Genomic DNA, 26,251 nt, shown 5'->3' on the forward strand with positions numbered 1-26,251 from the left:
GACAGCCCGGCCTGAAGGCATCGCGGACAAGCGCCAAAAGAAAAAGCCCCGCATCAGCGGGGCTTTTTCGTCACAGCCGGTGTTACAGGCTGAGCGGGCGGTTGGACGCCTTGAGGAACTCCTTCTTCAGGTCCTCATAGGTGTGCACCGCCGGGAACTGCGGAAACTCGCGAATCACGTTGTCCGGCGCGTGGAACAGGATGCCGGCATGGGCTTCGGAGAGCATGGTGGTGTCGTTGTAGGAATCGCCAGCGGCGATGACACGGTAGTACAGGCTCTTGAAGGCGATGACCGACTGACGCTTCGGATCCTTCTGGCGCAGCTGGTAGCTGACGACGCGATCGGTCTCGTCAGTGATCAGCTTGTGGCACAGCAGGGTCGGGAAACCGAGCTGGCGCATCAGCGGCTGGGAGAACTCGTAGAAGGTGTCGGAAAGGATCACCACCTGGAAGCGCTCGCGCAGCCAGTCGACGAATTCCACCGCGCCCTCCAGCGGCTTCAGGGTAGCGATCACTTCCTGGATGTCGGACAGCTTCAGGCCGTGCTCGTCGAGAATGCGCAGACGCTGCTTCATCAGCACGTCGTAGTCCGGGATATCACGGGTCGTCGCCTTCAGCGCATCGATACCGGTTTTTTCAGCGAAGGCGATCCAGATTTCCGGAACCAGGACCCCTTCCAGGTCGAGACAGGCGATTTCCACGAACGATTTCCCCGCAGGATTGGCTTGAGAGGCGGGCACTCTAGCGGCTCGCTGGAAGCGGCGCAACGCGCCACTTATACCCAAACACCACAGTCTACCAACCCGATGGTTATTTAGGGGCATATCCCGCTCTTTGCTACCATCGCGCCACGCACCGCCCTGCGCCATTAAAACTAGGAATACCGCCTGATGAGCCTCCCGTTCGATATCGCGGAAACTGCCGCGAGCTATGCCAGCAAATCCCCGCAGGACATCCTGAAGCTCGCCTTCGAGCATTTTGGCGATGAGCTGTGGATTTCCTTCAGCGGTGCCGAGGACGTGGTGCTGGTGGACATGGCCTGGAAGCTCAACAAGAACGTCAAGGTGTTCAGCCTGGACACCGGCCGCCTGCATGCGGAGACCTACCGCTTCATCGAGCAGGTGCGCGAGCACTACGGCATCGCCATCGAAGTGATGACCCCCGACCCGCGCCTGCTGGAACCCTTCGTCAAGGAAAAGGGTCTGTTCAGCTTCTTCAAGGACGGCCATGGCGAGTGCTGCGGCATTCGCAAGATCGAGCCGCTCAAGCGCAAGCTGTCCACCGTGACCGCCTGGGCCACCGGCCAGCGCAAGGACCAGAGCCCCGGCACGCGCAGCCAGGTAGCGGTGGTCGAACTCGACGGCGCCTTCTCCACCCCGGAGAAACCGCTGATCAAGTTCAACCCGCTGGCCAACATGAGCAGCGACGAAGTCTGGGCCTACATCCGCATGCTGGAAATCCCCTACAACAGCCTGCACGAGCGCGGCTTCATCAGCATCGGCTGCGAACCCTGCACCCGCGCGGTACTGCCGAACCAGCACGAGCGCGAAGGCCGCTGGTGGTGGGAAGAAGCCACGCAGAAAGAGTGCGGCCTGCACGCCGGTAATTTGATCACCAAGGCCTGAGGCCTTACCCTCGGCTGACGGAAATTTCCTTGTCAGCCCGCAGCCCAGGATCGGACGCCTGCACGCCTGCGGCGGAGCCGATCCCCATGCGCATCACCCTGGTGAAGAAGGTCCTGGCCGATGGCCAGGACTGCCGCAAGTGCCGCGAAGTCCACGAACGACTGGAGAAAGGCGGCTACCTCTCCCGCATCGACCGCACCCTGGTCGCCGACGAGCGCAACCCCGCCAGCACCGGTTGGCTGGTCGCGGCCCAGTATGGCGTGGATACCGCGCCCTTCTTCGTCGTCCGCCACGATGACGGCCGCGAGGTCGTGTACACGGTGTTCATGAGCTTCCTCCATGAAGTGCTCGAAGGCCGCGGCGAGCTCCCGCTGGACTCCCGCGAGGCCCTGGCCGAACTGGCCCAGCGCGACGATCTGGATCGCCTGTAACGCTCACCTTTGACGCTTTCTTGATGGCCGACAAGCCAGACTGTGCTCCCCTCTCCTGATGCATGAGGAAGCTTTCCCATGGCCGACGGCTCGGACCGCCCACGCCCCCGTATTCCCGGCACCGTCTGGGCGCTGGGTTTCGTCAGCCTGTTCATGGATGTGTCGTCCGAACTGCTGCACAGTCTCCTGCCGCTGTTCCTGGTCGGCAGTCTGGGGCTGAGCATGGTCGCGGTCGGACTGATCGAAGGCATCGCCGAAGCCACCGCGCTGATCGTCAAGGTGTTCTCGGGCGCTATCAGCGACTTCCTCGGCCGGCGCAAGGGCCTGGTGCTGTTCGGCTACGGCCTGGCGGCGCTCTCCAAGCCGCTGTTCCCGTTGGCCACCTCGGGCGAGACGATCTTCGCCGCGCGCCTGCTCGACCGCATCGGCAAGGGCATCCGCGGCGCGCCGCGCGATGCGCTGATCGCCGACGTCTCGCCACCTTCGATCCGTGGCGCCTGCTTCGGCCTGCGGCAGTCCATGGACACCGTCGGCGCCTTCGCAGGCCCCCTGCTGGCCATCGTGCTGATGCTCTGGCTGGGCAACGACCTGCCGCTGGTGTTCTGGTTCGCCTGCATTCCCGCCGGCGTCGCGGTGCTGGCCATCGTCTTCTTTGTCAAGGAACCGGAACAGGCGGAAGGCACCCATCGCTTCCGCTCGCCGATCCATCGCGACGCAATGCGCGGTTTCCCGGCGCGCTACTGGTGGGTGGTCGGTATCGGCGCGGTGTTCACCCTCGCCCGTTTCAGCGAAGCCTTCCTGGTGCTACGCGCCCAGGACATGGGCCTGCCGATGGCCTGGACGCCGGTGGTGATGGTGGTAATGGCCCTGCTGTTCATGCTCTCGGCCTACCCGGTGGGCTGGTGGTCGGACCGCACCGACCGCACCGGTCTGCTGGCCATCGGCATGCTGCTTCTGGTGACGGCCGACCTGCTGCTGGCCTGGGCCGACTCCACGCCGCTGATGCTCGTCGGCGTCGCGCTCTGGGGCCTGCACATGGGCTTTACCCAGGGATTGCTGGCGACGCTGATCGCCGACACCACACCCGCCGACCTCAAGGGCACCGCCTTCGGCGTGTTCAACCTTGCCAGCGGCATCGCCATGCTGCTGGCCAGCGTGCTGGCCGGCTGGCTGTGGCAAAGCTTCGGCGCCAGCTGGACCTTTGTCGTCGGCGCCGCGCTGGCCTTCGTCGCCCTGCTGTTGCTGCGCTGGCGTATCCGCTAACGAAGCTTTTCGCAGGAGCGAGCTTGCTCGCGAACCACCCAACACTGATGTAGCCGGTGAATCTGTTCGCGAGCAAGCTCGCTCCTACATAGGGGCACTTGATAGGGGCACTTGCGCCCCACCTTGGAAGCAAAACAAAAAGCCGCGCCCCCTTTGGGGATCGCGGCGTTTCTCGTGAGCCCAGCGCCGCAGTACCGGCGCCGTGCGATCAATAGATCGGCAGCTCGATACCCTCGAACAGCTCGTCCAGCTCGGTCTTGTTGTGGCACTGGACGGCCTTGGCCAGCAGGTCGCGGGTCAGGTGCGGGGCGAACTTCTCGATGAAGTCGCACATGAAGCCGCGCAGGAAGGTGCCGCGACGGAAGCCGATCTTGGTCACGCTGGATTCGAACAGGTGGCCGGCATCGAGCATCACCAGGTCGTTGTCCAGCTTCGGGTCGACCGCCATGTGAGCCACGATGCCCACGCCCAGGCCCAGGCGCACGTAGGTCTTGATCACGTCGGCGTCGGCGGCGGTGAACACCACTTTCGGCACCAGGCCACGCTGGTTGAAGGCTTCGTCGAGCTTGGAGCGGCCGGTGAAGCCGAATACGTAGGTGACGATGGGCTGCTCGGCGAGCAGTTCCAGGGTCAGCTTCGGCACCTTGGTCAGCGGGTGGCCCTGGGGCACGATCACGCAACGGTTCCAGCGGTAGCACGGCATCATGATCAGATCGCCGAAGAGCTCCAGCGCCTCGGTGGCGATGGCGAAGTCGACGGTGCCGTCGGCGGCCATCTCGGCGATCTGCATCGGCGTGCCCTGGTGCATGTGCAGGGAAACGTCCGGATACTGCTTGATGAAGCCGCTGATCACGCCGGGCAGCGCATAACGCGCCTGGGTGTGGGTGGTGGCGATGGACAGCGTACCCTTCTTCTCGTTGGAGAATTCCTGGGCGATCTGCTTGATGCTCTCGACCTTGCGCAGGATCTCGCCGGCGGTGGTGATGATGCGCTCGCCGGCCGGGGTGACGCGGGTCAGGTGCTTGCCGCTGCGGGCGAAGACTTCGACGCCCAGTTCGTCTTCCAGCAGGCGGATCTGCTTGCTGATGCCGGGCTGGGAGGTGTACAGGCTTTGGGCAGTGGCCGAGACGTTCAGATCGTGGTGCGCGACTTCCCAGATATAGCGCAGTTGCTGAAGCTTCATGGAATTTCCTCGAAATGAATGTCGCGACCCGCGATGAGGGGCTTGTCGTTTTATAACCATATTAATGGTTTAAGGAATAAAACTAGACGTTTTTTTTCGCTCTGCATGCCATTCGTCTAAAGCCCCACGGAAACTCCGGGCTTATCCGACGTATCGTCACAAAGCTTTCAGCGGTGTTGCAGCATCGGCACCAGGTAGACCGGCACCTCGGCCAGTTGCACCAGGCGCGCGGCGGTGCGCCCCAGCGGCGTGTTCAGCCCTTCCCCGTGGCTGTGACTGCCAGCGACGATGATATCGACATCCAGGCGCTTGGCCTCGTCGAGAATCACCATCGGCGCGTCCCCCTGCAGCACGCGCACCGAGCGGATCAGCGCGGCGTCCTGGTGCGCTTCCCCCAGTTCGTCGCGGAACCCTTCCATTACCCGCTGCTCGATGCTGCCCATGACATTGGTCAGGCCATTGGTGCGCATCTCCTTCAGCGTGCTCTCGTCCAGGTAGGTCTGCAGGACGGATTCTGCAAACAGCCCCAGCGGCTCCACGGCATGCACGACATACACTTCGGCTCCGTAGGCACGGGCCAGCGACAATGCGTGCTGGAGGACATAGGGTGCGTAAAGACCGAGGTCGGTGGCGTAAAGAATCGTTCGGATCATGCGGCCTCCTCGACTGCCTGCGCGGCGGGGCCTATCCAGCAGCGTAGCAGGAGAACGCGAATCGCTCCGATAAGGCCGGATGTCGCGGCCCGGCGGCTACTGGGCGACCTTCTTCTCGTTGCTTACGCCGTGCGGAACGTGGCCGGTTGCCACCACGTCGCGAGCCTTCTCGCAGTGCAGCGGCTGGTCGTCGAAGAACACGTCGGCGGCGAAGGCTTCAAGGAAGGCGGCCTTGTCCAGGCCACCGAGGAACAGCGACTCATCCAGACGGATGTCCCACTCGCGCAGGGTGCGGATCACCCGTTCGTGGGCCGGAGCCGAACGCGCGGTCACCAGCGCCGTGCGGATCGGGCAGGACTCCTGGGGGAAGGCCTGCTGCACGCGATTGAGCGCCGCGAGGAAGGGCTTGAACGGCCCGCCGCCCAGCGGCTCGCGGGCAGACTCGCGTTCGTGGGTCTGGAAGGCCTCCAGCCCGCCCTGCTGGTAGACGCGCTCGGAGTCGTCGGAGAACAGCACGGCGTCGCCGTCGAAGGCGAAGCGCAGTTCGCCGCTGGCCTCCCGCCGGGTACCGCCGGAAAGAATGGTCGCGGCGGCGAAGCCGGCGTCCAGGGCGTTGCGCACGTCTTCTATATGGGTCGAAAGGAACAGGTGGCAGTTGAACGCCTTGAGGTACGGATAAGGGCTGCGGCCGCCGACGAAGGCGGCACGGGAGATACCCAGGCCATAGTGCTGGATCGAATTGAACACGCGCAGGCCGGTGTCGGCGCTGTTGCGCGAGACCAGGATGACTTCCACCGGCGCGCTGTCGGTCCCGCCGTTGAGGGCAAGCAGCTTCTGCACCAGGGCGAAGGCGTCCCCCGGCGGCAGGACATCGTCCTCGCGGGCGATCTGGTACTGGCGATAGGCTTCGACGCCTTCGCTTTCATAGACCTGATGGCTTTCCCGCAGGTCGAACAGCGCCCGCGAGGAAATCGCCACCACCAGCTTGTCGCCCAGCCCTTTTGCCATGCTTCCCCCAGTGTCCGTCAGCGTGCCTGGTTGCGCGCATCGATGAAGCGCAGCGCGCGATACAGGGCTGCGATCTTCGGTAGTTCACGTCCTGCCTGGCGCGCGGCTTCCAGAGGCGCGGCGTAGATCGCCCCCAGTTCCAGCGGTCGGCGCTGGGCGAAATCGTGGTACATGCTGGGCAGGTAGTCCGGCATGGCGTCGGTGGAGCTGAGCATCGCGCCGACGATGCCCTGAGGCAGCGAGTACCCGCACGCAGCGGCGCCGGCGATGACTTCCTCCATCAGCTCGGCGACCAGGGCGCGGCTGTCGGGGTTGTCCATGATCGCTCGCGTGCCACTGTCGAGCAGCACGGAGAGGCCGTTGTAAGGGATATTCCAGACCAGCTTCTGCCAGCGCGCCTGCTCCAGGTTGGGCATGGCGTTGGAGTCCAGGCCGGCACTGCGCAACAGCGCGGCGCCCTCTTCCACTATCGCCAGGCGGGATTCGGCCTCCTGCGCGGAGCCCGAGTGATAACCGATATTCACCGCACCGAACGCCTGGTGTTCGATCACCCCCGGTTCGGCGCGATGCACGCAGATGAAGCACAGCCCACCCAGCAGGTGGATGTGCTCGGGCAGCAGCGTGCGCAGCTCGTCTTCCACGGCAAGGCCGTTCTGCAGCAGCAGGACCTTCGCCCCTTGCGTAGCGGCCTGAACGATCAGCGGTGCGAGGTCGGCGTTGCTGGTGGTCTTGGCGCCTACCAGAAGCCAGTCGCAAGGCGGCATCTTCGCCACGTCGTCGTAGGCGTTGACCGGCGACAGGCTCAGCGCGCCGTGTACCTGGCTGTTGAGGCGCAGGCCGTTCTGCGCGACGGCGGGATACTCGCTGCGCAGCAGGAAATGAACGTCATGGCCGGCCCGGGCCAGCATCAGGCCGTAGAAACCGCCAATGGCGCCGGTTCCGATGATGCCGATTCGCAGATTCATCAAGGCAATTCCTCAGCAGGGCGCGCCAGGGCAACGCGCAGGGCCTGGATCAGGGGTTCAGGGCGCAGCGGTGCGTGAACCGCGCCCAGGAATTGGCCGTCCCGCACCAGAAAAAGGGACGGCAGGTGGAAGACCTCGTAGCGCTCGACCAGTCCGCCGCTGTGCCCGGCATCGATCCAGCACAGACGATCCACGGGCAGGCCGAATTCCGGCAGCACCTGCCGCGCCCAGCGACAGCTCGAGCAGCCTTCGCCGGTAAAAACCAGTAGCGAGACACCGGCAAATTCCAGCAGCCGGCGGTCGGCATCCAGGTCGGTCAGCTCCAGGCCCGGCACTATACTCAAGGTGCCATCACTCTGAGGATTGCAGTCGGAGCGTTCCGTCATGCGTCAGTTCCTGCGTCACCCTTGCGACCTTTCGGTCGAGCTGGTCATCCGCAAGCAGACCTTCCTGCCGCGCCAGCGGTTGCACAATATCAGCCTGGGCGGCGTGGCGTGCAACTCACCGCGAGGCTTTCGTCGCGGCACCTCCATCGAACTGCACATTCCGCTGCTGGGCGACGCGGCGCGCTATGGCGGCGTGATCGCCTGGAGCCGCAAGCAGGCGAGCGATTACCGCGTGGGCATTGCCTTCATCGACGAAGACATGCTTTTTCGCGCGAGGATGATCGAGCAGGTCTGCCAGATCGAGCACTACCGCCGGCAACATGCCCAGGCTGACGGTGGCGAGTCGCCGAGCGAGGATCTTGCGCTGGAATGGATCGCGCAGAACGCAGCGGACTTCCCATTGTTTTGCGCGGTCTGATCGCCGCTGCGCAGAAAGTCGCGCCAATGCCCGTGATCCGGGCATTTTCCTGCATCGAGCCATTGTCGAGGCCACGCCTGACCGGTTAAGGTTCGGCTTCCCCTTAGCGACACACTTGCCTGCGCCCCATCGCACGGGGATTTCTGGCGGCCGGCACCCGTGACCTGATTGAGTACCACGATGGCTGATTTACAGATCGACGACCTTAACGTTGCCTCCAACGAGACACTGATCACGCCGGAGCAGCTCAAGCGCGAAATCCCCCTGACCGACGCCGCCCTGCGCACCGTCGCCAACGGCCGCCAGGTCGTCCGTGACATCCTCGATGGCAAGGACCACCGCCTGTTCGTGGTGATCGGCCCCTGTTCGATCCACGACATCAAGGCCGCCCACGAATACGCCGAGCGCCTGAAGGTGCTGGCCGCGGAAGTCTCCGACACCCTGTTCCTGGTGATGCGCGTGTACTTCGAGAAGCCGCGTACCACCGTCGGCTGGAAGGGCCTGATCAACGACCCTTACCTGGACGACTCCTTCAAGATCCAGGACGGCCTGCACATCGGTCGCCAGTTGCTGCGCGACCTCGCCGAGATGGGCCTGCCCACCGCCACCGAGGCACTCGACCCGATCTCCCCGCAGTACCTGCAGGACCTGATCAGTTGGTCGGCCATCGGCGCGCGCACTACCGAATCCCAGACCCACCGCGAGATGGCCTCGGGCCTGTCCTCGGCGGTCGGCTTCAAGAACGGCACCGACGGCAGCCTGACCGTGGCAATCAACGCCCTGCAGTCGGTTTCCAGCCCGCACCGTTTCCTGGGCATCAACCAGGAAGGTGGCGTTTCCATCGTCACCACCAAGGGCAACGCCTACGGTCACGTGGTGCTGCGTGGCGGCAACGGCAAGCCGAACTATGACTCGGTCAGCGTCGCCCTGTGCGAACAGGAACTGACCAAGGCGAAGATCCCGCTGAACGTGATGGTCGACTGCAGCCACGCCAACTCCAACAAGGATCCGGCCCTGCAGCCGCTGGTGATGGACAACGTTGCCAACCAGATCGCCGAAGGCAACAACTCTATCGTCGGCCTGATGGTGGAAAGCCACCTGGGTTGGGGCGCGCAGCCGATTCCGAAGGACCTGTGCGAGCTCAAGTATGGGGTGTCGATCACCGACGCCTGTATCGACTGGGACACCACCGAGAAGGCCGTGCGCAGCATGCACGCCAAGCTCAAGGATGTCCTGCCCAAGCGTCAGCGCGGCTGAGGTTTGCGGGCATGAAAAAGCCGGGTCAATGCCCGGCTTTTTCATGCCCAGGCATCCGTGCCTGCCGCGAGGTGTTTTTGTAGGATGGCGTGGAGCGAAGCGATACCCATGATGGCGGATAACGCTTGAGGCGTTATCCGCCTACAAGTTGATGGGGCGAACATATGGCAAAGAAAAAGCCGGGCAATGAGCCCGGCTTTTTTTCATGTCTGCGATCAGCGGATCAGAGCGCGGTATCGGTGTGGCGCTGGCGGCGTTCCAGGTAGCGCTCGACATAGGAGCACGACGGAATGACGCTGTAGCCCTTGCGCTCGGCGTATTGCAGGGCGTGTTCGGTGAGGGCGGCGGCGATGCCGCGGCCGCGCAGGCTGTCCGGGACGAAAGTGCGGTAGATGTCGAGCGTCTGCTTGCCCAGATCCATGTAGGCCAGATAGGCGCGATGACCATCAACAGTCGTTACGAACTGGTGGCTGGTTTCATCATGCTGGATGGACAACGACTCACTCACTTGCTCTCTCCTTCGCAGGGCCTCACAACATGACCCGCACCTGATTGATCTTGTTCAGGCGGAGGAACATTTCTGCCGAACCCGTCCCGAGCAGGACAGTGATATAGACTCGGCCGTTCTCCACCTTGTGCAGCACACCCTGGTAATAGGCACCATCGAAGGTGATGAACTGCAGGCGCTTGCCGGTGTACTGGGCAAGGCTTTCAACGCTAACGAACTCATATTGCTGCGTTCTGGCCTGCGACTCAACCGTTTCTTGGGCCGAAACCATTTCATATTGGCTTTCCGGCGTGATTTTTTTCTTCAGCGGATCGACCCAGGCGAACCCCAGCGGTGCCACAGATTGCTGGTTCACTAGGACGACCGGATGCAGCATCTGGATCACATCCTTGGGCTCGAAAAATTGCAGGCCATCCCAGGTCATGCCTTCGGTAGGCGTCAGTTCGACGCGCAGCGAACGCGGGTCAGCCAGATAGCGGCCGTAGGCTTCAAGCACTGGCTTGTCGAGCGCGATGCGTTGCTGGCGCAGCGCCTTGTCGAACTGCTCCAGTGACAGTGCGGTGTAGGCAGCCTGGTCCAGACCGAGCTTGCCCCGGCAGAATTCGCTGACCCGGCGCTGATACTGGTTGTCGTTCATCTCGACGACCACCTGGGATACTCGCGGCGGATTCACACGCATGTCGCCCGGGCGCTCGGAGACATTCATCAGCGTCATGCTGGTGTGCATGTCGAGCATGTCGCGGGTATCGCTGCGCAGATCGAAGGTCAGGGTCTGCGCGCCCGGCTGCATGCGGTAGGCAAACTCGATGTCCGACTCGAGGGTGCGGTAACCCATCTGCAGCAACTCATCGACACCGATATTGCGCACGTTGCCGCAAGCCACTTCGCTCATCGCGGTGAAGGCGCTCTTCTCCGCCGGCTGGGCGTACAGCGACTGCATGAACGGGCCATGGATCTGCAACTCCACGCCCTTGAGGTCCACCGCCATCTGCTCGGGCAACTTGCCCTCATCCAGGCGCTCCTTGAAACTCAGCAGTTCGCGCAGACCATTGAACTTCAACTGCGCGTGCGCAACCTTCAGGCTGTCCCCCGCCATCGGCACCCTGATCACCAGGTTCTGCAACCCAACCCGTCCATCGAAGGACGACGAGATGCCGCCGTAGGAAATGTCCATGAACGGCGAAACACGGGCGATGGCGTCGTTCACTACACTGCGCACGGACAGCCACAGCGACGCCTTGATGATCAGGGCGATCGCCACGACGGCGAACAGGGACCACTTGAGAATCTTCGACATGAGATGCACATCCTGGATTGTGCGAGGGCGGGACGCAGGGATACTGGCAGCTTAACAGTACACCTGGGACCTCTCCACGAGAGCCGTAGGAATTTGCGTGCATAGCGCACAGAAATCGCGCGGATTTCATGGCAAGCGGCTGACTCACCAGTCAGCCAAAACGCTTTACGCCCCAGGTCTGCGTCAGTATGTTCTGGCCACTTCCAACCCAAGGACTGCAACCCAGGACCCTCTGCCATGAGTGAGCTGATCAGCTACCAATTCGAAGACGGCATCGCCACCCTGACCCTGAACAACGGCAAGGTGAATGCCATCTCTCCGGCGGTCATCGAAGCCTTCAACCAGGCCCTGGACCAGGCGGAGAAGGACCGTGCCATCGTCATCGTCACCGGCCAGCCGGGCATCCTCTCCGGCGGCTACGACCTCAAGGTCATGACCTCCGGTCCGGAGAACGCCGTGAACCTGGTAGCCGCAGGTTCCACCCTGGCCCGCCGCATGCTGTCGCATCCCTTCCCCGTCATCGTCGCCTGCACAGGCCACGCGGTGGCCAAGGGCGCCTTCATCCTGCTCTCGGCGGACTACCGCATCGGCGTCGACGGCCCGTTCCAGATCGGCCTCAACGAAGTGGCCATCGGCATGACCATGCACCACGTGGGCATCGAACTGGCCCGTGACCGTCTGCGCCGCTCCGCCTTCACCCGTTCCGTGGTGAACGCCGAGATGTTCAATCCGCGCGACGCAGTCGACGCCGGCTTCCTCGACAAGGTGGTGCCGGCCGACCAACTCCAGGCCGCCGCGCTGGAGGCTGCCCAGCACCTGAAGAAGCTGAACATGACGGCCCACCGCAACACCAAGCTGAAAGTGCGCAAGCAGTTGCTGGAAACCCTGGACAAGTCCATCGAACTGGATCGCAGCCATCTGGCCTGATCGACGCTGACAAAAGCCCGGCCAGGTGCCGGGCTTTTTCGTGCCATAACTATTACCTAAAGAGCAATACTGATTAAGCCTGTTTGCTATTTTTCAAAAATTATTACGCATTAACCTATAGATGAACCCAGAGAAAACCAACCGGAGGTGTTCATCATGAAACTCAACATCATCGCCGCCAGCGTACTGGCCGCCGCTACCGCTTTCGCCGCCCAGGCCAGCTTCGCCGAAGAATCCCCGCTGATGCAGGACCGTATGGTTCACATGACCCAGGCTGCCATCCAGCAACAGCAATCCGAACAGTCCGCCAGCCATGTGAATGTCGAAGCTGCTGCCAAGCAGGGCTGAAACCTTCGCGCACAGCCAGCCGCCGCATGCAGAAGGTGACGTCATGCCGTCCTGCCCGAAGCGAAAAGCCCGGCGTGATGCCGGGTTTTGCAGAGACGATGTCACAGCCATTCTGACGAGGGTAACGCAGCCATGAAGCCCGCCAGAGTCCCGGAAACATTCGATAGCGTCCCACCCTCCACCTGCTTGCATCTGGTCGTAGCGCCGTTATCCATCAATTTGCCTGATACCGGAAACCAACCGGCATCGTTTTTCAATCGAAATGACCAAAGCGACACTGGGCCATCTCTTCCCCGAGCCCGAGTCGCCGCCATGAATCGTCAAGCCCACCGCTACGCCCGCAACGGCGCCCTCGCCGCCCTGGGCCTGTATACCATCGTGATCCTGGTGGTCACCGCTCTCAGCGCCGGCTTCGACGGTGCGCGCCGCGCCCCAGTGGACACCATCGACCGCACCGGCTTGTTCGAACGCTTCAATCAGGCGGTTCCGGTCGCCCTTCAGGGTTTGCAGGACGCCCTCGCACCTCACTCCTGATCCACTTCGCTGGCGCGTCGCGCCAGGCTGGCCAACACTCAAACCCTGCAGAACGACCTATCCAGCAACAGGGTGGGCTTGAGCATGGGCCGAGTCATCGCTTCCGCCGTCTACAGCAAGGGCCGCAAGGTGTCCGACATACCGCTGGAGGACGGCTACCGCTGGGCCTGCCAGCCCGACCACTTCGTCTGGACCGGACTGCAGGAACCCACACCCGAGGAAATGTTCAACCTGCAGCGACAGTTCAACCTTCACGAACTGGCCGTGTCCGACGCCCTGGAAAAGCACAGCCGGCCGAAGCTTGAAACCTTCGGGGATGCGCTGTTCATCGTCATCTACTCACCGATCCGCGCCGATAGCCGATTGATGTTCGTCGAAACCCATCTATTCGCCGGCATCGGCTACATCATCAGCGCACGCCACGGCTTCTCCCAGTCCTACGCCCAGGTCCGACAGCGCTGCGAGGCGCGACCGCTCCTGCTGGCGCACGGCACCGACTTCGTGCTCTACGCCCTGCTCGACTTCGTGATGAGCAACTACGAGCCGGTGGTCGAGGCGATCCGCGAGGAAATCGAGGAAGTGGAGCAGCAGGTTCTGCGCAAATCGCTGACCCAGGAGCAGATCGAGAAGATCTACGGTCTGCGTCGCGAGGTACTCAAGCTCAAGCACTACGCCGCGCCCATGGTGGAGATCTGCCAGGAGCTGCAGCGCCTGGACTTCCCCTTCATCGACAAGCAGATGCGGCCCTACTTCCGCGACGTGGCGATCCACGTGAACCGCTTGCTCGAAGACCTCACCACGCTGCGCGACGTGGCCAGCCAGACCATCGAGGTCGGGCTGGCACTGGAGTCCTCACGGCAGAGCGTGGTGCAGCGCAAGTTCGCCGCCTGGGCGGCCATCCTCGCCTTCCCCACCGCCGTGGCCGGCATCTACGGGATGAACTTCGAGTACATTCCGGAACTGCACTGGCACTACGGCTACTTCCTGATCATGGGGCTGCTGGCGCTGGGTTGCGTCGGGTTGTACATCAGCTTCAAGCAGGCGGATTGGTTGTAGGAACAGGCCATGTCCGCGAGAAGCGCCCCGCAAACGAAAACGCCGCTCGGTTGAGCGGCGTTTTCAGTCAGCACGGCAGGAGTCAGGCCGCGCTCTGCTTCTCGGTTTTCTTCTCCCGGTCACGACCTTGCTGGACGAAGCGCATCATCCATTCGCCGACCGCCGTGCCCTGGTGCGGGCGCGCGAGGCTGTCGATGCCGGACTGGAACACCGGTTCGCTGAAGATGTGCTTGCGCAGCTCGAGGATCGCCTGGGAATAGTCGCTCTGGAACTCCGGGTGGCCCTGGAAGCACAGTACCTGGTCGCCGATGGCGTAGGCGGCATTCGGGCAGAAGTCGCTGGAGGCGATGCGACGCGCGCCGTGGGGCAGCTCGGTGACCTGGTCCTGGTGGCTGACCAGCAGGGTCAGGCCATCCCCCGGTGCCGGGTTCATCCACTCCGGCTGCTCCTCGATCCGGTAATCGTGAATGCCCACGCCCCAGCCCTGGCTCGCGCGCTCGGTCTTGCCGCCCAGCACCAGCGCCAGCAATTGGTGGCCGAAGCACACGCCCAGCAGTTTGTCGCCACGCTGGTAGAGCTTGAGCACGTAGTCCTTGAGGGTCTGGATCCAGGGATCAGTGCCGAAGGAGTCCGCCTTGCTGCCGGTCACCAGGTACGCGTCGAACTTCTCATCTTCGGGCGGGTAATGCCCTTCCACCACGTTGTAGACCGTGAACTCGGCCGGAACGGGTTGCTTGGCGAACAGTTGCTGGAACATCCAGCCATAGCCCTTGTACTGATCGATGAGTTCGGGGCGGAGGATGTCGGTTTCCAGAATGCAGATGTGCAACGACATGCAGGGGTGATTCCTGGGGGGTTGGCGGCTGATAAGAATGGTTTTCCTGACACTGATGAAACGCGCGTGAAAATTACGCCCTATTTTTTCACCACACAAGATGCCGGAGCCGATTCTTGTGTAGGAATTTCAGGGGAAATACCGGAAAAACCGACTTCCTTCAATTGCACGGATGCACAGGGGTGACGGCCGGTTGGCAAGGATTCAGCCGATGGACAGCCTTTGCAGCACCGAGTTCGAGTCCAGCACCTGCGCATACTCGCCCTCCAGGTTCGCCAGTGACATGGCGTGGACCTCTTCCGCGCTGCGCAGCACGCCGTTGAAATCGCGCTTCTCGAAGGCAAAGCAGGCATCTGCGACGACCTGTGTGACGAAGCCCAGGTTGCCCGCCGAACGCGCCGTGGCTTCCACCGAGTTGTTGGTGCTGACGCCACAGATCACCACCGAGTCGATGCCGCGCACCCGCAGCCAACGCTCCAGGCCGCTGTTGATGAAAGCGTCCGGGACGTTTTTCTCCACTACGTGTTCATGGTCCAGCGGCACCAGCGCCTCCTGGAACGCGGCGCCCGGCAGCCCCGGCCAGAACGGCGAGCCCGGCGTACGTGAAATATGACGGACATGCACCAGCGGCCAACCTTTCTGACGCCATGCAGCCAGCAGCTCTCCGATGCGCTGCTCGGCCTGCGGGTTGTTGCGCGGCTCAGGGCTGGTGCGCATGCCTTGCTGCTGGTCGATGATCAACAGAGCGGAAACGGTCATCGGTGCGGTCCTTGCGAGTCGGAAGACGCCATCCTACGGCTTGCACCGGCAAGAAAAAACCGGCCACCAGGGCCGGTTTTGTGAAGTGACGACTTGTATGAGCGAGCTTGCTCGCGAACGGCCCCCCGAGGGGGTGGCTCGCGAGCAAGCTCGCTCCTACACGTACGCTCAGAACGGCTCGTTACGTGCGGCTTTCTCCAGCAGCAGCGCCGGCGGCAGGAAGCGCTCGCCGTACTGCTCGGCCAGGTACTGGGCACGGGCGACGAAGTCCTTCAGGCCGTACTGGTTGATGAATTGCAGCGCGCCGCCGCTCCAGGCCGCGAAGCCGATACCGAAGATCGAGCCGATGTTGGCGTCGGCGGTGGAGGTCAGCACGCCCTCCTCCACGCAGCGCACCGTCTCGATGGCCTGCACGAAGAGGATACGGTCACGCACGTCTTCGGCGGATATCTGCGCGTCAGCCTTCTCGAAGCGCTGCTTGAGCTCCGGCCACAGGTGCTTCCTGCCATTGGCGGGATAGTCGTAGAAACCGGCGCCGGCAGCTTTGCCCGGGCGCTTGTACTCGTTGACCATCAGGTCCACCACGGCGAAGGCCGGGTGCTTCGGCAATGGCTTGCCCTCCGCTTCCAGGTCCTTGCGCGTCTGCTCGCGGATGTGGGTCATCAGGCTCATCGACACTTCGTCGCTGATCGCCAATGGCCCCACCGGCATGCCGGCCTGGCGCGCCTGGTTCTCGATCATCGCCGCCGACACGCCCTCACCGAGCATCGCCAGGCCTTCGTTGGTGAAGGTGCCGAACACGCGGGAGGTGAAGAAACCACGGCTGTCGTGGACCACGATCGGGGTTTTCCTGATCTGCAGTACGTAGTCGAAGGCGCGCGCCAGGGTAGCGTCGTCGGTTTTTTCGCCGCGGATGATTTCCACCAGCGGCATCTTGTCTACCGGGCTGAAGAAGTGCAGGCCGATGAACTTCTGCGGCTGCGCCACGGCGTCAGCCAGGCCGGTGATCGGCAGGGTCGAAGTGTTGGAAGCGATCACCGCATCCGGCAGCGCGGCGGATTCGGCGGCGGCGCTGACCTTGGCCTTCAGGCCACGGTCCTCGAACACCGCTTCGATGATCAGGTCGCAGCCTTCGAAGTCAGCGTCGCTGGCAGTCGGCTTGATCCGCGCGAGGAAGGCGTCGCGCTTGTCGCTGCTCATCTGGCCCTTGCTCACTTTCTTGTCCAGCAGGCCGGAGGAATAGGCCTTGCCCTTCTCGGCGGCCTCGAGAGTGACGTCCTTGAGCACCACCTCGATGCCCGCAGCGGCGGAGACGTAGGCGATACCCGCTCCCATCATGCCGGCACCGATGACGCCGACCTTCTTCGTCTGCTGCGGCGGGACGCCCTGCGGACGGGACTTGCCGGCGTTGATCTCGTTGAGCTGGAACCAGAAGGTGCCGATCATGTTCTTCGCCACCTGGCCGGTGGTGAGCTCGGTGAAGTAGCGCGCCTCGATCAGTTGGGCGGTATCGAAGTCCACCTGCGCGCCCTCGACGGCGGCGCACATGATCTTCTCCGGCGCCGGGAAACAGCCCTTGGTCTTGTCGCGCAACACGCTCGGGGCAATGGCCAGCATCTGTGCCACGGCCGGGCTGGAGGGCGTACCGCCGGGGATCTTGTAGCCGGCAGTGTCCCACGGCTGCTTCGCGGCCGGGTTGGCGGCGATCCACTCGCGGGCCTTGGCCAGCATCTCCTCGCGGCTGGACGCCAACTGGTGGACCAGGCCGGCCTTGAGCGCCTGGTCCGGGCGCACTTTCTTGCCTTCGGCCAGGTACGGCAGGGCCTTCTCCAGGCCGAGCAGGCGCACCATACGCACCACGCCGCCACCGCCGGGCAGCAGGCCCAGGGTGACTTCCGGCAGGCCAAGCTGGACGTGGCTTTCATCCAGGGCGATGCGGTGGTGGCAGGCCAGGCAGATTTCCCAGCCGCCGCCCAGCGCCGCGCCATTGATGGCGGCGACCACGGGCTTGCCGAAGGTTTCCAGGCGGCGCAGCTGGCCCTTGAGCACCAGGATGCCTTCGTAGAAAGCCTGGGCGTCGGCCTTGGTCACCTTGATCAGTTCATTGAGGTCGCCGCCGGCGAAGAAGGTCTTCTTCGCGGAGGTGATCACCACGCCGGCGATCGAGTCCTTCTCGGCTTCCAGGCGCGCCACGGTGGCGGCCATGGCCTCGCGGTACACCGCGTTCATGGTGTTGGCGCTCTGGCCGGGCATGTCCATGGTCAGGACGACGATGTTGTCCTGGCCTTTCTCATAGCGGATGGCGTCGGTCATTTTCTTGTTCTCCGGCCTCAAACCCTTTCGATAATCGTCGCGATGCCCATGCCGCCGCCCACGCAGAGGGTGGCCAGGCCGTAGCGCAGGTTGCGCCGCTCCAGCTCGTCCAGCAGGGTGCCGAGGATCATGCAGCCGGTGGCGCCCAGCGGGTGGCCCATGGCAATGGAGCCGCCGTTGACGTTGACCTTGCTCTCCGGCACGCCCATATCCTTCATGAACTTCATCACCACCGAGGCAAAGGCCTCGTTCACCTCATAGAGGTCGATGTCCTCGGCCTTGAGGCCCGCCTTGGCCAGCGCCTTGCGGGTGGCCGGCGCAGGGCCGGTGAGCATGATGGTCGGGTCGGTGCTGGTCACCGCCGTAGCGACGATGCGCCCGCGGGCCTTCAGGCCCAGCTCGCGGCCCTTGGCCTCGGAGCCGATGAGCATGGCGGCGGCGCCGTCGACGATGCCGGAGCTGTTGCCCGGCGTGTGCACGTGCTCGATGCGTTCGACAAAGCTGTACTTGCGCAGCGCGCTGGCGTCGAAGCCCATCTGCCCCATCATCTCGAAGCTGGGCTTGAGCGCGCCGAGGCCTTCGAGGGTGGAGTCGGCGCGGATGAATTCGTCATGGTCGAGCAGGACGATGCCGTTCTGGTCGGTCACCGGCACCAGCGACTTGGCGAACAGCCCATCGGCGCGGGCCTTGGCGGCCTTCTGCTGGGAGCGCAGGGCGAAGGCGTCGACGTCGGCGCGGCTGAAGCCCTCCAGGGTGGCGATCAGGTCGGCGCCGATGCCCTGGGGCACGAAGCTGGTGTGCAGGTTGGTTTCCGGGTCCAGCGCCCAGGCGCCGCCGTCGGAGCCCATGGGCACGCGGGACATGGATTCCACGCCACCGACCACCACCAGGTCCTCGAAGCCCGAGCGCACCTTCATGGCGCCCAGGTTGACCGCTTCCAGGCCCGAGGCGCAGAAGCGGTTGATCTGTACGCCGGCGACCTGCTCGTCCCAGTCGGCCACCAGCGCGGCGGTCTTGGCGATGTCCGAGCCCTGGTCGCCTACCGGGGTCACGCAGCCCAGGACAATGTCGTCGACCTGGGCGGTATCGAGCTGGTTGCGCTGCTGCAGCGCGCGCAGGACACCGGCCATCAGGTTGACCGGCTTGACGCTGTGCAGCGCGCCGTCCTTCTTGCCTTTGCCGCGGGGAGTACGCACCGCGTCGTAAATGAATGCTTCGGTCATGGCGTTCTCTCTTAGAGTTGTCGTCACGCAGGCGTGGCGTGTCGGCCTACCTTAGCGGCGTATCGGCCGGGGGCAATGACCGCAGCGCTCAGCGCAATTGACCGCCACGCTCAGCCACCGACCGGCGGCCAATGGTTCGAAGGCTCTGGAAAGGGGCTGCCGGCGAAGGCGGACGAGCGGTAAGCAAACACCCCTGAGCTGTCACCGCACGGTCATATAGATGGAATATGCCTGGATCTGCAGCACTTGTTGCCAGATGGTCTAAGACCGCGCGGCACTAGGCTTAGACTCAACCAGGCAGATGATGCGAAGAGTGCCGTTGCCGGGTTTGCCGGCTCGGCTCGAATAACCAGAAGCCAAGGTACGAGGCTCGCTACTACAGGCCGTGAGCGAGGCGTGCCAAGAACAAGAAAGGCGGAAGGACATCATGGACAAACAATCCAGAAAATGGCGTCAGGCTAGCCTGATCGTCTTCGCAACCACCGTTGTTCTGATCATCCCCAATCTGAGTCGTCTGGTCGGCTAGGGCCAACACCCGGCATCCCCGTTGCTGCGTACCGCACGCCGCCATCCGCGAGCCACGGTCAACGCAGCGCGGGAGCCACCACCTCCTGCAGCGCCTTTACCTCTGCTAATGTTCCGCGGCCCCCTCCCCGCCACGGATGCGACCATGCGCCCACTGCTGCTGACGCTGCTTTTGCTCTGCCCCGCCTCTTTTGCCGCCACGCTCACCCTCGAGTTGCCCGACGGCAAACACGACTTCACCACCGAGCAACTGCTGGCCAACCCCAAGGCGCAGGACATCGAGATTCCTGCTGACGTTTCCTACAACCGCACCATGCATTACCGCGCGGTGCCACTGGCAACACTGCTGCAAGGCGTGAAGCCCGCCGACCACCTGCAGGCCGTGGCGCTGGACGGCTTCGCCGCCGAGCTGCCCGCCGCGCCACTGCTGGCGGAGAAGGGTTCCCGCGCCTGGCTGGCCATCGAGGAAGCGGACAAACCCTGGCCGAAGCTGGGCGACGGCAAGCCCTCCGCCGGCCCCTTCTACCTGGTGTGGACCGATCCCCAAGCCGCCGGCATCGGCCCGGAACAATGGCCGTTCCAGGTTGCCGGCATCCGTTATCTGAAGCCGCTGGCCGAGCGCTTCCCGGCGCTGCTACCGGCGAAGAGCGCTGCTGAACCGGTGCAGAAGGGTTTCGCCCAGTTCCAGAAGAATTGCCTGGCCTGCCACCGCCTGAACGGCGCCGGAGACTCGCAGTTCGGCCCGGACCTGAACATTCCGCACAACCCCACCGAATACTTCGCCCCGGGCTATCTGAAACAGTACATCCGCGACCCGCAAAGCCTGCGGCACTGGCCCGAGGCGCGGATGAAAGGCTTCACGCCGGAAGTGATCAGCGACCAGGAGCTGGATCAGATCGTGGCTTACCTCAAGCACATGGCAGGGCGGAAGGCGAAGGCCGGGAGCTGATCGGCAAGGTCGGTGCGGCGATGGTTCGCGAGCAAGCTCGCTCCTACGAAGAGCAAGGCGGAGCGGGCCTGTAGGAGCGGAGCTTCTCCGCGAAATACCGGCGCAACCGGGACCCTGAGCACCGTGCGGCGGTTGGATCAGATCCGCTCCTACGAAAAGCAGGTCAGGTGCAGCCCGTCCTTGTAGGAGCGAGCTTGCTCGCGAACCCGCCCGAACACCGAGCGTCAGTGCCAATAATCTCCCGGCGGCGCAGGCAGTTCGCCCAGCAACTGCCGCAACCCTGCGCCCCATTGCCCGCGGATGCCCTCGAAGTACGGGTCGCCCTCCTGGATGCGGTACCCCGCCGGCACCTCCAGGCTACCCTCGCGGTACACCAGCAGGTCCAGCGGCATGCCCACCGAGAGGTTGCTGCGGATGGTCGAGTCGAAGCTGATCAGTGCGCAGCGCAGGGCCTGTTCCAGTGGCGTGGAATAGCTCATGGCACGGTCGATGATCGGCTTGCCGTACTTGCTCTCGCCGATCTGGAAGTACGGCGTGTCGCGGGTGGATTCGATGAAGTTGCCCTGCGGGTAGACGTTGAACAGGCGCGGTACTTCCGTACCGATCTGCCCGCCGACGAGGAAGGAGCTGCCCAGGTCGACGCCCTGGTTGTGGCCGATGTTCTCGTCGTGGTCGACCACCTCGCGCAGCGTCGATCCCACCAGGCGCGCGGCCTCGAAGAGATTCTCCACCGTGCCGAGGTTCGGTCCGTCGGCGCTCATGCGCTGGCGCAGCACGCTGATCACCGCTTGCGAGGTGGCCAGGTTGCCGGCGCTCTGAACCACGATCAGGCGCTCACCGGGCGTACCGAAGACATGCAGTTTGCGGAACACAGCGATGTTGTCGACGCCGGCATTGGTGCGCGAATCGGAAACGAAGACCAGGCCCTGGGCGAGGTTCATGGCGACGCAGTAGGTCATAGCGCTCTCATGACTGTTTTTTGGCGGGGTGAACTGGCACCGATCTTACTGCCGGTGCCGGCCCGCGCGCCATGCACCCTCACTGCTGCGCCTGCTGCATCTGCTGCAGATGCCCCGGCGCCACGGTCACGCGGGCGTGCATCTGTTCACCGCCACCGCCCCGGCGCATGCCGCGCACCGGGCAGGCGTCGAGATAGTCCAGGCCCACCGCCAGCTTCAGGTGGCGCTCCGGGCGGTCCAGCACGTTGGTCACGTCGAAGCTGTACCAGGCGTCGTCCAGCCAGGCTTCGGTCCAGGCGTGGCTGGCCAGGTGCTCCTCGGCGTCGGTGTAGAGGTAGCCGGAGACATAGCGCGCCGGCACGCCCAGGTGGCGCAGGCAGGCGAGGAAGGCGTGGGCGTGGTCCTGGCAGACGCCCTGCCCGGCGGCAAAGGCTTCGGCGGCGGTGCTGTCGACTTGGGTCGAGCCGGGCACGTAGGCAATGCGCTCATTCAACGCCTGCATCAGGTGGATCATGGCCTTGCGGTCGCGGCGCTCGGCGCACTGGGTGCGGGCGAACTCCTGCAACGCACCATCAGCCTGGGTCAGCCGGGTGCTGCGCAGGAACGGCAGCGGCGACAGGTGATCGTGCTCGCGCTCGTTCTCCACGTCGATTTCCACGTGGCCATGGGCGGCGATGGCGATGGCCTCGTGGGGCTCGTCGAGGGTCAATACGTGGAGGATGTTGCCGTAGGCGTCGCGCTGCGGATGCGCCGGACGCGGCAGATGCAGCTGCCAGTCGAGCACGTGCTGGCGCTCGCTTTCCTGCGGGGTCAGGCGCAGGTACTGGATGCTCGCGCGCACCTGGTCTTCGTAGCGGTAGGTGGTGTCGTGGCGGATGGAGAGTTTCATGCGGCCTCCAGGTACGAGCTGTGAATGGCGTTGGCGAGTTGGCGCACCAGCCCGATATGGTCGGTGATCCAGGGATGCAGGCCGTTGCCCAGCACTTCATCGATGCCGGTGTAGCGCACCCGCGCTTCCAGTTCGGCGGCCAGGCGCTGGGCCGGGCGGCCGTTGATGCCGGGAAGGCTGGCGAGGATCTGGCGCAGCTCCTCGGCGCAGGCCAGCAGCGAGCGCGGCACGTCCTCGCGCAGCAGCAGGAGTTCGGCGATGTTCCGCGCATTAAGGGCGTCGCGGTACAGCTCGGTGTACCCCTCGAACGCCGACAGCGCGCGCAGCAGCGCGGTCCACTGGTAGTAACCGCGCGCCGTGCCTTCGGCCGGCCCCTGGTCATCACCGAGCACCTGGTTGCGCGCATCCAGCAGCCGCAGCGTGTTGTCGGCGCGCTCGATGTAGGTGCCCAGGCGGATGAAATGGAAGGCGTCATTGCGCATGCTGGTGCCGAAGGTGGCGCCCCGGAACAAGTGGGAGCGATCCTTCACCCATTCGCAGAAATGGCTGATGCCATAGCGCAGCAGGCCTTGGTGGGCGATGTCGCGCATCTCCAGCCAGGTGGCGTTGATGTTCTCCCACATGTCGGTGGTGATACGCCCGCGTACCGCGTGTGCAGCGGCACGGGCGGCACCCAGGCAGCAGTAGATGCTGGTGGGATTCTGCGCATCGAGGGCGAAGAAGTTGAGCAGGCGCTCGGCATGCAATTCGCCATGCCGCGCCAGGTAGGCATCGAGGTTTCCGGTAATGCGCAGCGGCATCGCCAGTTCCTCCAGGCCATCGCCACGGCCATCCTGGGGCATCAGCGACAGCGAGTAGGACACGTCGAGCATACGCGCGAGGTTCTCGGCGCGCTCCAGGTAGCGCGACATCCAGTACAGGTCGGAAGCGGTACGGCTCAGCATGATTTCAGTCCTCGACTACCCAGGTGTCCTTGGTACCGCCACCTTGTGACGAGTTGACGACCAGCGAGCCTTCGCGCAGCGCTACGCGGGTCAGGCCACCGGGCACTAGGCGGACATTGTCCGGCGCGGACAGCACGAAGGGCCGCAGGTCGATGTGGCGGGGGGCGATGCCGTTCTCGACGAAGGTCGGGCAGGTCGACAGGCTCAGGGTCGGCTGCGCGATGTACGCCTCCGGACGGGCCATCAGGCGGGCACGGAAGGCCTCGATTTCCGCCGTGCTCGCGGCGGGGCCGACCAGCATGCCGTAGCCGCCGGAGCCCTGGGCCTCTTTCACCACCAACTCGGGCAGGTGCGCCAGCACGTGGGAAAGGTCCTGCGGCCGGCGGCATTGCCAGGTCGGCACATTGTGCAGGATGGGTTCCTGGTCGAGGTAGAAGCGGATCATTTCCGGCACGTAGGGATACACTGACTTGTCGTCAGCGACCCCGGTGCCGATGGCGTTGGCCAGCACCACGTTGCCCGCACGATAGGCGGCCAGCAGGCCGGGCACGCCGAGCATGGAATCGGGATTGAAGGCCAGCGGATCGAGGAAGTCGTCGTCCACCCGGCGGTAGATCACATCCACCGGCATCGGGCCGGCGGTGGTGCGCATGTAGACGCGCTCGTCGCGGACGAACAGGTCGGCGCCCTCCACCAACTCCACGCCCATCTCGCGGGCGAGGAAGGCGTGTTCGAAGTAGGCGCTGTTGAAGCGCCCGGGCGTCAGCACCACCACGCAGGGCTGGTCCACGGCGCTGGCCTGGCGCAGGGTGTCGAGCAGCAGGTTCGGGTAGTGATCGATGGGCGCGATGCGCTGAGCGCCGAACAGCTCGGGGAACAGGCGCATCATCATCTTGCGGTTCTCCAGCATGTAGGAAACGCCGCTGGGGGTGCGCAGGTTGTCCTCGAGGACGTAGTAGGCGCCGTTGCCATCGCGCACCAGGTCGATGCCGGCGATGTGCGCATAGACGTTGCCGGGCACATCCAGGCCCTGCATGGCCAGCTGGTACTGATCGTTGGCCAGGACCTGCTCGGGTGGAATCAGGCCCTCCTTGAGGATGCGCTGGTCGTGGTAGAGATCGGCGAGGAACAGGTTGAGTGCCTGCACGCGCTGGATGCAGCCGGCCTCGATGGTCTTCCACTCGCTGGCGGGAATGCTGCGCGGGATGGTGTCGAAGGGGATCAGGCGCTCGGTGCCCTGGTCGTCGCCGTAAAGGGTGAAGGTGATCCCGGCGCGATAGAACAGCAGGTCGGCCTCGCGGCGGCGCTGTTGCAGCTGCTCGCCGGGCATGTCCGCCAGCCAGCGGGCGAACTCCGTGTAGTGCGGTCGGCAGGCGCCAGCGGCGTCGTGCATTTCGTCATAGAACACCCGAGCCATCTTCTACTCCTTGTTGCCGTGCTTCCCCGGCATGCTCTGCATTGGCAGGAGAGCCGTCGCAAGGCCCGTGCCAGAGGTCGATTTCCTATCCATTCAATGACTTGCAAAGGTTGCCCGAGCGATTCGCACCAGCGCGGTGCGCTTTTCGCCAGCAGCCCCCTCGGCTCGCCCCGTTTGGGGCCGCAAGCGCCAGCGGGCGGGGCTTTGCGGGGCATGGGGGCGTTCTTGTCAGCCTCCGGGGCCGGAACTACGCTGCAAGAACGTGCCCATTCGCTATGGACACGCAGCGGTCGACCGTGGTGCCAATTTTCTGCGCGCAGGGTCCGCAGTGGCTCCCACAACGAAGAACAACAGGAGTCCGTCCATGTCATCAGTGCAATTGTCTTGCGTGAAAGTCGCGGCGCTGGCCTTCGCCGGCATCAGCCTGCTTTCCAGCGCCTCGTTGCAGGCCGCCGAAGCGCTCAAGCAGCTCGGCAACCCTGAAGGGGCGCTGGATATCATTGCCTGGCCCGGCTACATCGAGCGCGGCGAGAGCGACAAGAACTACGACTGGGTCAGCCAGTTCGAAAAGGACACCGGCTGCAAGGTCAACGTGAAGACTGCCGCCACCTCCGACGAGATGGTCAGCCTGATGGCCAAGGGCGGCTACGATCTGGTCACCGCCTCCGGCGACGCCTCGCTGCGGCTGGTCTACGGCAAGCGCGTACAGCCGATCAACATTGCCCTGGTGCCCAACTGGAAGAACGTCGACCCGCGCCTGCAGAACGCGCCGTGGCACACGGTGGACGGCAAGCACTACGGCACGCCCTACCAGTGGGGCCCGAACGTGCTGATGTACAACACCAAGGTCTTCCCCAAGGCTCCTGAAAGCTGGAGCGTGGTGTTCAGCGAGCAGAAGCTGCCCGACGGCAAGAGCAACAAGGGCCGCGTACAGGCCTATGACGGGCCGATCTACATCGCCGACGCGGCGCTGTACCTGAAGACCGCCAATCCCAAGCTGGGCATCCAGGACCCGTACGAACTGAACGAGGAGCAGTACGCCGCCGCGCTAAAACTGCTGCGTGAGCAGCAGAAGCTGATCCATCGCTACTGGCACGACGCGACGGTGCAGATGAGCGACTTCAAGAATGAGGGCGTGGCCGCTTCCGGCTCCTGGCCGTACCAGGTGAACGCGCTGCAGGGAGAGAAGCAGCCGATCGCCTCGACCATTCCCGGCGAAGGCGTCACCGGGTGGGCCGATACCACCATGCTGCACGCCGATGCCAAGCACCCGGTATGCGCCTACAAATGGCTTAACTGGTCGCTGGAACCCAAGGTGCAGGGCGACGTCGCCGCCTGGTTCGGCTCGGTGCCGTCCGTACCCGACGGTTGCAGCGGCAGCCAACTGCTGGGCGAGAAAGGTTGCGCCGCCAACGGCTACGACCAGTTCGACCGCATCGCCTTCTGGAAGACCCCTCAGGCCAAGTGCGACCAGGGGCAGTGCGTGCCTTACAGCCGGTGGACGCAGGATTACATTGCGATCATGGGTGGGAGGTGACGAAGCCCCGCTTCACTGCTGACCTGTAGGAGCGAGCTTGCTC

At 64.1% G+C, this 26,251-nt stretch carries 27 protein-coding genes; 11 read left to right on the top strand and 16 right to left on the bottom strand.

Annotation, left to right across the window (positions count from 1 at the left end):
• Positions 1–82: 82 nt before the first annotated feature.
• A complete protein-coding gene (gene thrH, locus C167_RS35370) occupies positions 83–700 on the bottom strand; it encodes a bifunctional phosphoserine phosphatase/homoserine phosphotransferase ThrH (protein ID WP_017516898.1) in 618 nt (205 codons plus the stop codon).
• Between the two features lie 189 nt (positions 701–889).
• Between thrH and C167_RS35375 the strand changes: the two genes are divergently transcribed.
• From C167_RS35375 to C167_RS0103645, 3 genes are all read left to right on the top strand, one after another.
• Positions 890–1,624, top strand: coding sequence for a phosphoadenylyl-sulfate reductase (locus C167_RS35375; protein WP_017516899.1), 735 nt, complete (start codon positions 890–892; stop codon positions 1,622–1,624).
• Positions 1,625–1,710: 86 nt separating this feature from the next.
• The gene (locus tag C167_RS0103640) at positions 1,711–2,055 is read left to right on the top strand and encodes a hypothetical protein (protein ID WP_017516900.1); all 345 of its coding nucleotides are present in this window, start codon (positions 1,711–1,713) and stop codon (positions 2,053–2,055) included.
• Between the two features lie 78 nt (positions 2,056–2,133).
• Complete coding sequence (locus tag C167_RS0103645; RefSeq protein WP_017516901.1) at positions 2,134–3,318, top strand: MFS transporter; 1,185 nt, start codon at positions 2,134–2,136, stop codon at positions 3,316–3,318.
• 208 nt (positions 3,319–3,526) lie between these two features.
• On the opposite strand, the gene cysB is transcribed toward C167_RS0103645, so the two are convergent.
• The 5 genes from cysB to C167_RS0103670 form a co-directional block, all read right to left on the bottom strand.
• Positions 3,527–4,501: an HTH-type transcriptional regulator CysB gene (gene cysB, locus C167_RS0103650; protein WP_017516902.1), complete on the bottom strand. Its 975-nt coding sequence runs from the start codon at positions 4,499–4,501 to the stop codon at positions 3,527–3,529.
• 167 nt (positions 4,502–4,668) lie between these two features.
• Positions 4,669–5,154, bottom strand: coding sequence for a universal stress protein (locus C167_RS0103655; protein ID WP_017516903.1), 486 nt, complete (start codon positions 5,152–5,154; stop codon positions 4,669–4,671).
• A 96-nt stretch (positions 5,155–5,250) separates the two neighbouring features.
• Positions 5,251–6,162: a 5'-nucleotidase gene (locus C167_RS0103660; RefSeq protein ID WP_017516904.1), complete on the bottom strand. Its 912-nt coding sequence runs from the start codon at positions 6,160–6,162 to the stop codon at positions 5,251–5,253.
• Positions 6,163–6,179: 17 nt separating this feature from the next.
• The gene (locus C167_RS0103665) at positions 6,180–7,127 is read right to left on the bottom strand and encodes a putative 2-dehydropantoate 2-reductase (protein ID WP_017516905.1); all 948 of its coding nucleotides are present in this window, start codon (positions 7,125–7,127) and stop codon (positions 6,180–6,182) included.
• Positions 7,127–7,513 carry a thioredoxin family protein gene (locus C167_RS0103670; protein WP_017516906.1) on the bottom strand — a complete coding sequence of 129 codons (387 nt, stop codon included), beginning with the start codon at positions 7,511–7,513 and terminating at the stop codon, positions 7,127–7,129. The genes C167_RS0103665 and C167_RS0103670 overlap by 1 nt, the downstream gene beginning before the upstream one ends.
• Here C167_RS0103670 and C167_RS0103675 point away from each other — a divergent pair.
• Together C167_RS0103675 and C167_RS0103680 are read left to right on the top strand one after the other, a co-directional pair.
• The gene (locus C167_RS0103675) at positions 7,512–7,931 is read left to right on the top strand and encodes a PilZ domain-containing protein (RefSeq protein WP_017516907.1); all 420 of its coding nucleotides are present in this window, start codon (positions 7,512–7,514) and stop codon (positions 7,929–7,931) included. The two genes, C167_RS0103670 and C167_RS0103675, sit on opposite strands and share 2 nt — an antisense overlap.
• A gap of 180 nt (positions 7,932–8,111) precedes the next feature.
• A complete protein-coding gene (locus C167_RS0103680; protein ID WP_017516908.1) occupies positions 8,112–9,188 on the top strand; it encodes a 3-deoxy-7-phosphoheptulonate synthase in 1,077 nt (358 codons plus the stop codon).
• A gap of 223 nt (positions 9,189–9,411) precedes the next feature.
• Here the strand turns inward: C167_RS0103680 and C167_RS0103685 are convergent, their stop codons facing one another.
• Positions 9,412–9,696: a GNAT family N-acetyltransferase gene (locus tag C167_RS0103685; RefSeq protein ID WP_017516909.1), complete on the bottom strand. Its 285-nt coding sequence runs from the start codon at positions 9,694–9,696 to the stop codon at positions 9,412–9,414.
• Between the two features lie 22 nt (positions 9,697–9,718).
• Complete coding sequence (locus tag C167_RS0103690) at positions 9,719–10,993, bottom strand: hypothetical protein (protein WP_017516910.1); 1,275 nt, start codon at positions 10,991–10,993, stop codon at positions 9,719–9,721.
• A gap of 237 nt (positions 10,994–11,230) precedes the next feature.
• Between C167_RS0103690 and C167_RS0103695 the strand changes: the two genes are divergently transcribed.
• From C167_RS0103695 to C167_RS0103710, 4 genes are all read left to right on the top strand, one after another.
• The gene (locus C167_RS0103695) at positions 11,231–11,920 is read left to right on the top strand and encodes a crotonase/enoyl-CoA hydratase family protein (protein ID WP_017516911.1); all 690 of its coding nucleotides are present in this window, start codon (positions 11,231–11,233) and stop codon (positions 11,918–11,920) included.
• Positions 11,921–12,076: 156 nt separating this feature from the next.
• Positions 12,077–12,268 carry a hypothetical protein gene (locus C167_RS0103700; RefSeq protein ID WP_017516912.1) on the top strand — a complete coding sequence of 64 codons (192 nt, stop codon included), beginning with the start codon at positions 12,077–12,079 and terminating at the stop codon, positions 12,266–12,268.
• Between the two features lie 312 nt (positions 12,269–12,580).
• The gene (locus C167_RS0103705) at positions 12,581–12,802 is read left to right on the top strand and encodes a hypothetical protein (RefSeq protein ID WP_017516913.1); all 222 of its coding nucleotides are present in this window, start codon (positions 12,581–12,583) and stop codon (positions 12,800–12,802) included.
• A gap of 84 nt (positions 12,803–12,886) precedes the next feature.
• Positions 12,887–13,858 (top strand): magnesium and cobalt transport protein CorA, encoded by a 972-nt coding sequence (locus C167_RS0103710; RefSeq protein WP_017516914.1) that lies wholly within the window; start codon positions 12,887–12,889, stop codon positions 13,856–13,858.
• 82 nt (positions 13,859–13,940) lie between these two features.
• On the opposite strand, the gene C167_RS0103715 is transcribed toward C167_RS0103710, so the two are convergent.
• The 4 genes from C167_RS0103715 to C167_RS0103730 all read right to left on the bottom strand — a co-directional run bounded on the left by C167_RS0103715 (position 13,941) and on the right by C167_RS0103730 (position 18,988).
• On the bottom strand, positions 13,941–14,693 hold the full coding sequence (locus C167_RS0103715) for an amidotransferase (RefSeq protein ID WP_017516915.1): 753 nt from the start codon (positions 14,691–14,693) through the stop codon (positions 13,941–13,943).
• 204 nt (positions 14,694–14,897) lie between these two features.
• Positions 14,898–15,452: a cysteine hydrolase family protein gene (locus C167_RS0103720; protein ID WP_017516916.1), complete on the bottom strand. Its 555-nt coding sequence runs from the start codon at positions 15,450–15,452 to the stop codon at positions 14,898–14,900.
• Positions 15,453–15,620: 168 nt separating this feature from the next.
• Positions 15,621–17,765, bottom strand: coding sequence for a 3-hydroxyacyl-CoA dehydrogenase NAD-binding domain-containing protein (locus tag C167_RS0103725; protein WP_017516917.1), 2,145 nt, complete (start codon positions 17,763–17,765; stop codon positions 15,621–15,623).
• 17 nt (positions 17,766–17,782) lie between these two features.
• Complete coding sequence (locus C167_RS0103730) at positions 17,783–18,988, bottom strand: acetyl-CoA C-acetyltransferase (protein WP_017516918.1); 1,206 nt, start codon at positions 18,986–18,988, stop codon at positions 17,783–17,785.
• A 670-nt stretch (positions 18,989–19,658) separates the two neighbouring features.
• Between C167_RS0103730 and C167_RS0103735 the strand changes: the two genes are divergently transcribed.
• Positions 19,659–20,462, top strand: a complete 804-nt coding sequence (locus C167_RS0103735) for a cytochrome c (RefSeq protein ID WP_017516919.1) — start codon at positions 19,659–19,661, stop codon at positions 20,460–20,462.
• Between the two features lie 224 nt (positions 20,463–20,686).
• Here the strand turns inward: C167_RS0103735 and C167_RS0103740 are convergent, their stop codons facing one another.
• The 4 genes from C167_RS0103740 to C167_RS0103755 all read right to left on the bottom strand — a co-directional run bounded on the left by C167_RS0103740 (position 20,687) and on the right by C167_RS0103755 (position 24,671).
• Positions 20,687–21,421 carry a proteasome-type protease gene (locus C167_RS0103740; RefSeq protein WP_017516920.1) on the bottom strand — a complete coding sequence of 245 codons (735 nt, stop codon included), beginning with the start codon at positions 21,419–21,421 and terminating at the stop codon, positions 20,687–20,689.
• A gap of 79 nt (positions 21,422–21,500) precedes the next feature.
• Positions 21,501–22,310, bottom strand: coding sequence for a transglutaminase family protein (locus C167_RS0103745; RefSeq protein WP_017516921.1), 810 nt, complete (start codon positions 22,308–22,310; stop codon positions 21,501–21,503).
• On the bottom strand, positions 22,307–23,254 hold the full coding sequence (locus C167_RS0103750) for an alpha-E domain-containing protein (protein ID WP_017516922.1): 948 nt from the start codon (positions 23,252–23,254) through the stop codon (positions 22,307–22,309). Before C167_RS0103750 ends, C167_RS0103745 begins: the two co-directional genes overlap by 4 nt.
• 4 nt (positions 23,255–23,258) lie before the next feature.
• Positions 23,259–24,671: a circularly permuted type 2 ATP-grasp protein gene (locus C167_RS0103755; protein WP_017516923.1), complete on the bottom strand. Its 1,413-nt coding sequence runs from the start codon at positions 24,669–24,671 to the stop codon at positions 23,259–23,261.
• Between the two features lie 364 nt (positions 24,672–25,035).
• Between C167_RS0103755 and ydcS the strand changes: the two genes are divergently transcribed.
• Positions 25,036–26,208, top strand: coding sequence for a putative ABC transporter substrate-binding protein YdcS (ydcS, locus tag C167_RS0103760; protein WP_037005972.1), 1,173 nt, complete (start codon positions 25,036–25,038; stop codon positions 26,206–26,208).
• Positions 26,209–26,251: the final 43 nt, after the last annotated feature.

Origin of the sequence: Pseudomonas nitroreducens TX1 (assembly GCF_000313755.1) — a bacterium.
Classification (GTDB): Bacteria; Pseudomonadota; Gammaproteobacteria; order Pseudomonadales; family Pseudomonadaceae; genus Pseudomonas; species Pseudomonas nitroreducens_A.

Coding starts and splice junctions, on each gene's coding strand:
- C167_RS35375 (WP_017516899.1), top strand. CDS start 890: ATGAGCCTCCCGTTCGATATCGCGGAAACTGCCGCGAGCTATGCCAGC.
- C167_RS0103640 (WP_017516900.1), top strand. CDS start 1,711: ATGCGCATCACCCTGGTGAAGAAGGTCCTGGCCGATGGCCAGGACTGC.
- C167_RS0103645 (WP_017516901.1), top strand. CDS start 2,134: ATGGCCGACGGCTCGGACCGCCCACGCCCCCGTATTCCCGGCACCGTC.
- cysB (WP_017516902.1), bottom strand. CDS start 4,501: ATGAAGCTTCAGCAACTGCGCTATATCTGGGAAGTCGCGCACCACGAT.
- C167_RS0103655 (WP_017516903.1), bottom strand. CDS start 5,154: ATGATCCGAACGATTCTTTACGCCACCGACCTCGGTCTTTACGCACCC.
- C167_RS0103660 (WP_017516904.1), bottom strand. CDS start 6,162: ATGGCAAAAGGGCTGGGCGACAAGCTGGTGGTGGCGATTTCCTCGCGG.
- C167_RS0103665 (WP_017516905.1), bottom strand. CDS start 7,127: ATGAATCTGCGAATCGGCATCATCGGAACCGGCGCCATTGGCGGTTTC.
- C167_RS0103675 (WP_017516907.1), top strand. CDS start 7,512: ATGCGTCAGTTCCTGCGTCACCCTTGCGACCTTTCGGTCGAGCTGGTC.
- C167_RS0103670 (WP_017516906.1), bottom strand. CDS start 7,513: ATGACGGAACGCTCCGACTGCAATCCTCAGAGTGATGGCACCTTGAGT.
- C167_RS0103680 (WP_017516908.1), top strand. CDS start 8,112: ATGGCTGATTTACAGATCGACGACCTTAACGTTGCCTCCAACGAGACA.
- C167_RS0103690 (WP_017516910.1), bottom strand. CDS start 10,993: ATGTCGAAGATTCTCAAGTGGTCCCTGTTCGCCGTCGTGGCGATCGCC.
- C167_RS0103695 (WP_017516911.1), top strand. CDS start 11,231: ATGAGTGAGCTGATCAGCTACCAATTCGAAGACGGCATCGCCACCCTG.
- C167_RS0103700 (WP_017516912.1), top strand. CDS start 12,077: ATGAAACTCAACATCATCGCCGCCAGCGTACTGGCCGCCGCTACCGCT.
- C167_RS0103705 (WP_017516913.1), top strand. CDS start 12,581: ATGAATCGTCAAGCCCACCGCTACGCCCGCAACGGCGCCCTCGCCGCC.
- C167_RS0103710 (WP_017516914.1), top strand. CDS start 12,887: ATGGGCCGAGTCATCGCTTCCGCCGTCTACAGCAAGGGCCGCAAGGTG.
- C167_RS0103715 (WP_017516915.1), bottom strand. CDS start 14,693: ATGTCGTTGCACATCTGCATTCTGGAAACCGACATCCTCCGCCCCGAA.
- C167_RS0103720 (WP_017516916.1), bottom strand. CDS start 15,452: ATGACCGTTTCCGCTCTGTTGATCATCGACCAGCAGCAAGGCATGCGC.
- C167_RS0103725 (WP_017516917.1), bottom strand. CDS start 17,765: ATGACCGACGCCATCCGCTATGAGAAAGGCCAGGACAACATCGTCGTC.
- C167_RS0103730 (WP_017516918.1), bottom strand. CDS start 18,988: ATGACCGAAGCATTCATTTACGACGCGGTGCGTACTCCCCGCGGCAAA.
- C167_RS0103735 (WP_017516919.1), top strand. CDS start 19,659: ATGCGCCCACTGCTGCTGACGCTGCTTTTGCTCTGCCCCGCCTCTTTT.
- C167_RS0103740 (WP_017516920.1), bottom strand. CDS start 21,421: ATGACCTACTGCGTCGCCATGAACCTCGCCCAGGGCCTGGTCTTCGTT.
- C167_RS0103745 (WP_017516921.1), bottom strand. CDS start 22,310: ATGAAACTCTCCATCCGCCACGACACCACCTACCGCTACGAAGACCAG.
- C167_RS0103750 (WP_017516922.1), bottom strand. CDS start 23,254: ATGCTGAGCCGTACCGCTTCCGACCTGTACTGGATGTCGCGCTACCTG.
- C167_RS0103755 (WP_017516923.1), bottom strand. CDS start 24,671: ATGGCTCGGGTGTTCTATGACGAAATGCACGACGCCGCTGGCGCCTGC.
- ydcS (WP_037005972.1), top strand. CDS start 25,036: ATGTCATCAGTGCAATTGTCTTGCGTGAAAGTCGCGGCGCTGGCCTTC.